At 61.7% G+C, this 4,490-nt stretch carries 7 protein-coding genes; 2 read left to right on the forward strand and 5 right to left on the reverse strand.

The features are described 5' to 3' along the window. Both ACESNG_RS21445 and dapB read left to right on the forward strand, forming a co-directional pair. Positions 1–175 (forward strand): IS3 family transposase (locus tag ACESNG_RS21445; protein ID WP_373070771.1); only part of this gene is annotated, 175 nt, incomplete at its 5' end. Positions 176–597: 422 nt separating this feature from the next. Further along, the gene (gene dapB, locus ACESNG_RS21450; RefSeq protein ID WP_373070759.1) at positions 598–1,368 is read left to right on the forward strand and encodes a 4-hydroxy-tetrahydrodipicolinate reductase; all 771 of its coding nucleotides are present in this window, start codon (positions 598–600) and stop codon (positions 1,366–1,368) included. 204 nt (positions 1,369–1,572) lie between these two features. Here the strand turns inward: dapB and ACESNG_RS21455 are convergent, their stop codons facing one another. The 5 genes from ACESNG_RS21455 to ACESNG_RS21475 form a co-directional block, all read right to left on the reverse strand. Next, positions 1,573–2,322, reverse strand: coding sequence for a TenA family transcriptional regulator (locus tag ACESNG_RS21455; RefSeq protein ID WP_373070761.1), 750 nt, complete (start codon positions 2,320–2,322; stop codon positions 1,573–1,575). Then, a complete protein-coding gene (locus ACESNG_RS21460; protein WP_373070763.1) occupies positions 2,315–2,677 on the reverse strand; it encodes a Rieske (2Fe-2S) protein in 363 nt (120 codons plus the stop codon). The genes ACESNG_RS21455 and ACESNG_RS21460 overlap by 8 nt, the downstream gene beginning before the upstream one ends. Then, positions 2,678–3,040, reverse strand: coding sequence for a 2Fe-2S iron-sulfur cluster-binding protein (locus tag ACESNG_RS21465; RefSeq protein ID WP_373070765.1), 363 nt, complete (start codon positions 3,038–3,040; stop codon positions 2,678–2,680). It abuts the gene before it with no gap. A 36-nt stretch (positions 3,041–3,076) separates the two neighbouring features. Further along, positions 3,077–3,826 carry a TenA family transcriptional regulator gene (locus ACESNG_RS21470; protein ID WP_373070767.1) on the reverse strand — a complete coding sequence of 250 codons (750 nt, stop codon included), beginning with the start codon at positions 3,824–3,826 and terminating at the stop codon, positions 3,077–3,079. 73 nt (positions 3,827–3,899) lie between these two features. Continuing rightward, a partial coding sequence (locus tag ACESNG_RS21475; protein ID WP_373070769.1) for a TSUP family transporter occupies positions 3,900–4,490 on the reverse strand: 591 nt, incomplete at its 5' end.

The raw sequence follows: 4,490 nt of genomic DNA on the forward strand, positions 1-4,490 counted from the left end.
CGGTCCCTGGCGCAACGCCGAGCACCTCGAGTTCGAGACGCTCGCCTACATCGAATGGTTCAACCACCGACGACTGCACGGCGAACTCGGACACGTCCCACCCGCCGAGCACGAAGCCAACTACTACAATCGCCACCACCAGGAAGCGACAGCTCAAACACCAACCCTGACCTGACGCAATTTCCCGGCCGATTCAGAGCTCGTCGAGTTGCTCCGTTCCACGTTCCACGTTCCACGCCTGGGCTGGGCGTCTTTGACGATCTCGGACACATTTGTCGGAGATGCGTGGTGGGCGAACGAGATCTTCGACATCCAACCCGGCTCGGGAGGTACCTACGGAGTGACACCCATTGGCGGGCAGCTATGCCGCCACGCTGCCGCGTGGGCCGCAACCGGTGGCTCGGATCATGCGCCAGTTGGGCCTGGTCGGTGCTCATGATCGCAAAAAACGGCGGCCCGGTCGGGCGTCCACCGCACCCGCAGGAGCCCATTCAGAACGGTGTCGTGCGCATCGGTCAGATTGGCCCCGTCGGCGCAGGTGGCCGGAATTGCTGAGTCAATGTCGCGGGTGCTGGTCCGATCGGCGAGACTGAACTAATGAGGGTCGGGGTCAATGGCGCTGCAGGAAGGATGGGTCGAAGCGTATGTGCGGCGGTCGCCGCTGATCCCCAACTCGTTCTCGCAGCCGGCGTCGCTCCGCGCGGGTTCGGCGAGGAGATCGAGGGCATCACGATCTCGGAGCATCTTCACGCCTTCGCGGTGGCCGCCTGTGACGTCGTGGTCGACTTCACGGTGGCGGCCGCTGCTCGGGACGCTCTGCCCTGGCTCGAGATGAACGGCATCCACGCCGTGGTCGGCACGACGGGATTCACCGCCAAGGACTTCGAGCTGTTCGCGTCGACGTTCGGTGGGACGGACGGGCCCAACTGTGTGATCGCTCCGAACTTCGCCATCTCCGCGGTGTTGATGATGCGTTTCGCCGAGATGGCGTCTCCCTGGTTCAACACGGCCGAGATCGTCGAATTCCACCACGACCGCAAGGTCGACGCTCCCTCGGGGACAGCGGTCACGACCGCCGAACGCATGGCGGCGGCCCGGGACACCGACTTCGATCTCGATCCCACGACGAGTTCCGTGCAAACGGGGGCGAGGGGTGGCGTAGGCCCGCGAGGGATCCGTGTGCACGGGGTCCGGATGCGGGGCATGGTGGCCCACCAGGAAGTGATCCTGGGTGCGACCGGTCAGACGTTGACCATCCGTCAGGACAGCTACGACCGCGAAAGCTTCATTCCCGGGGTCGTGCTGGCTTGCAAACGCATCGCCGACGTTCCGGGTCTGACCAGGTCACTCGACTCGTTCCTGTTCTGACGCTTCAGCAGACAAAGCTCGTTCACTGGAATCCTGTCAGTAATCCCAGTTTCAGTTGTGGACTCAGGGATCAGTCTGACAGGACACTTGGACAACGATTGGTCGACATTGCCGTGTGCGAGTTGTGGATGAGTGCGGTGATCTCAAACAAGCGCGCACCTGCAGTTCGACCTCGTTGTGGGCGCCCCGCCGACCAGGACCAACTCAGGCAAATGCGGCGATGGGTTCTTCGACCCATTCGCCGAGGTCGGGCTTGACGTAGGTCTCGTAGAGGTTCTTCGTATAGGTGAAGCGCATGTTGGCGGCCTCGCGGACGGCGGCGATGCAGCGCTGTTGGAGTTCTGGGGTGTCGGCGTACTTGAGGACGATCTGATAGCCGCGTTCGCCGTGGACTTCGTCGGAGGTGATGTGAAGGTCGAAGAACTCACACTCCCACTCGCTGAAGCCGTAAAGATCGGGATCGATCAGCGCCGGGTACTGGGTGCGGTAGATGCTGGGCACCTGTGACTCGAGACCCACGATCGTGGCCGCCGTCGACACCGCGAAATGCTCCTCCATGCTGATCTTGTATTGCCAGCCTTGGATGCCCAGAGTGAACGGCATGGCGTTAGTGCGGTCGACGATCTCCTGTCGGGTTGTGCCGCAGGCCTCTGCAAAGCGAATGAGGAGGTCGGTGTGGCGGTCGTCACTAAGTTCTTCTTCGTACAGGTTCTGGAGGAGGAAGTCCTTGGCGTCGCGGGCCCAGTCCGGAGTCTTGGCGTACATGATCCCGAGCATGTCCCCGAAGGGGCCAACGTAGTGGTAGTGATTTGTAGCCCATTTCGCGAAGTGGTGACGTTCGAGTTTGCCCGTCGCCCACGCCCGACTGAAAGAGGCGTCCTTGGCCATCGTGCCGGTCATCGCCTCTTCTAGCGCAACACGGAATTCTGACGGGGGAAGCAGTAAGTCATTCATGCGTGGCTCCTGTGGTGGTGGTGCTGTTGATGTTGGTTGCGTCGACGAGTAGTTCACCGTCGAGCGCCGTGGTGACAAAGGTTGGCTGGTACCTCTCGCGCTCCTTGCAGAAGCCGGTGCGGAGATCGAACGACCATTGATGGCCGGGGCAGACGACGCGTCCGTTGAAAATGGCGCCGGTCGCAAGGCTGCGTTCGCGATGGATGCACGTGTCGGCCATTGCAACCGGATCTCCGTCGTTCCAGACGATCAAGACCGGGGTACCGCAGACATCGACGACGAGCTTCGACGCTGCCTGCAGTTCATCGAGCCGAGCGACTTTCAACCACTCGGCGGTGGGCGGCCCGACGTCCATCTATGAGTCCTCCATAACGCCCAGCCAACGCTTCTTCAGTCGCTTGCCGAGTTCGGAGTCCTCGTCGAGTCCCTTCTGTTCCGGGTCCCACGAAATCGTGATGTCGCCGCTTGCATACGTCTGGCACGCAAGGCGCACACCCTGGTCCATCAATTCGCCCAGACGTTCTCTCTCGCGACGCCGGGGGGGACTGAGGTGTTCGGCGCCCTCTTCGATCAGAATTCGATCGGTTCCGCAGTTCCCGCTTGCGCAGCGCCAAGGAACCCCACACTCAGCCCGAATTGACGTTCGAAGGACGTTGACTTCGTCGCCCTCAGCGAACTCAGCGACTTTGCCGCTTGTCTTGAAGTTGATCTTGGGCATGAGGCTGGGTTCGCTCTCCGCTTCCTGGTACCTGGGTTAGGCAAATGCGGCGACGGGTTCTTCGACCCATTCGCCGAGGTCGGGCTTGACGTAGGTCTCGTAGAGCATCTTCGTATAGGAGAAGCGCATGTCGGCGGCCTCGCGGACGGCGGCGATGCAGCGCTGTTGGAGTTCGGGGGTGTTGGCGTACTTGAGGACGATCTGATAGCCGCGTTCGCCGTGGACTTCGTCGGAGGTGATGTGAAGGTCGAAGAACTCACACTCCCACTCGCTGAAGCCGTAGAGATCCGGATCGATCAGCGCCGGGTACTGGGTGCGGTAGATGCTGGGCACCTGTGACTCGAGACCCACGATTGTGGCCGCTGTCGACACCGCAAAATGCTCATTCGACGAGATGTAGTACAGCCAGCCCTGCAGCCCCTTCGTGAATGGCATGGCGCTGTTGCGATCGAGCACCTGCTCCCGGGTGGCGCCGCACGCCTCGGCGAACCGGATGAGCAGGTCGGTGTGGCGGTCGTCACTGAGTTCTTCCTCGTACAGGTTCTGGAGGAGGAAGTCCTTGGCATCGCGAGCCGTGTCCGGTGTCTTGGCGTACATCAGTCCCAAGTAGTCGCCGAAGGGTCCCACGTAGTGGTAGTGGTTGGCGGCCCATTTGGCGAAGTGGCGTCGTTCGAGTTTGCCGGTGGCCCACGCCCGGCTGAAGGACGCGTCCTTGGCCATCGTGCCGGTCATCGCCTCTTCGAGTGCAACGCGGAATTCTGTCGGCGGAAGCAGTAGATCATTCATGGGGTGGCTCCTTGACTAGTTTTGTATACAACATACCCGACCCGGCTGAGCTTGTCCAGCCGTCCTGCGATGTTTAGTGATCCGTGCTGCGCAGCGTTCCGACCAACATGCGGATTGCAACGGCAGCGAGAAGGGCGGCGAACAGCACATTCGCCTGACGTTCTTCGAGGCCGATAGAGATTCTGGAGCCGACGAACGATGACGCCACACCGGCAAGTCCGACGGTCGCAGCAACGCTGAGGTCCACATTTTGCTTCTTCATGTTTCGTCGTGTCCCTGCGAGCGCGGTCGGAACAATGACGAGCAGTGACGTTCCTTTCGCAATTGCTGGTGGGATGCCGAAGGCCACCACCATTGCTGGCACGGTGATGATGCCACCGCCGACCCCCAACAGACCCGCGGTGGTTCCCGCCACGACGCCGGTGACGAACAACCCGATCACCATCCCGACGGTGAGCGCCCCGCGCCCACCGCTCGACTCTGCGGCTGTCACCATCCGGAGTGCCGTGAGCAACAGGATGGCCACGAAGGCAAACGTGAGGGTGCGCTGCGACAGTCTGTGCAACAGATTCGTGCCAAGCCTTGCGCCGATCGTGGCTGCGCCAAGTGCCAACACGAGTGCGGCAGCTACGTCGATGCTTCCATCGAGTGCATAGCCAACGAC

It is taken from the genome of Gemmatimonas sp. (assembly GCF_041689975.1).
In the GTDB taxonomy this organism is placed as follows: domain Bacteria; phylum Gemmatimonadota; class Gemmatimonadetes; order Gemmatimonadales; family Gemmatimonadaceae; genus Gemmatimonas.

What these genes read in the sequence shown, in the direction of transcription:
- dapB (WP_373070759.1), top strand. Translation starts at nt 598, where the DNA reads ATGAGGGTCGGGGTCAATGGCGCTGCAGGAAGGATGGGTCGAAGCGTA.
- ACESNG_RS21455 (WP_373070761.1), bottom strand. Translation starts at nt 2,322, where the DNA reads ATGAATGACTTACTGCTTCCCCCGTCAGAATTCCGTGTTGCGCTAGAA.
- ACESNG_RS21460 (WP_373070763.1), bottom strand. Translation starts at nt 2,677, where the DNA reads ATGGACGTCGGGCCGCCCACCGCCGAGTGGTTGAAAGTCGCTCGGCTC.
- ACESNG_RS21465 (WP_373070765.1), bottom strand. Translation starts at nt 3,040, where the DNA reads ATGCCCAAGATCAACTTCAAGACAAGCGGCAAAGTCGCTGAGTTCGCT.
- ACESNG_RS21470 (WP_373070767.1), bottom strand. Translation starts at nt 3,826, where the DNA reads ATGAATGATCTACTGCTTCCGCCGACAGAATTCCGCGTTGCACTCGAA.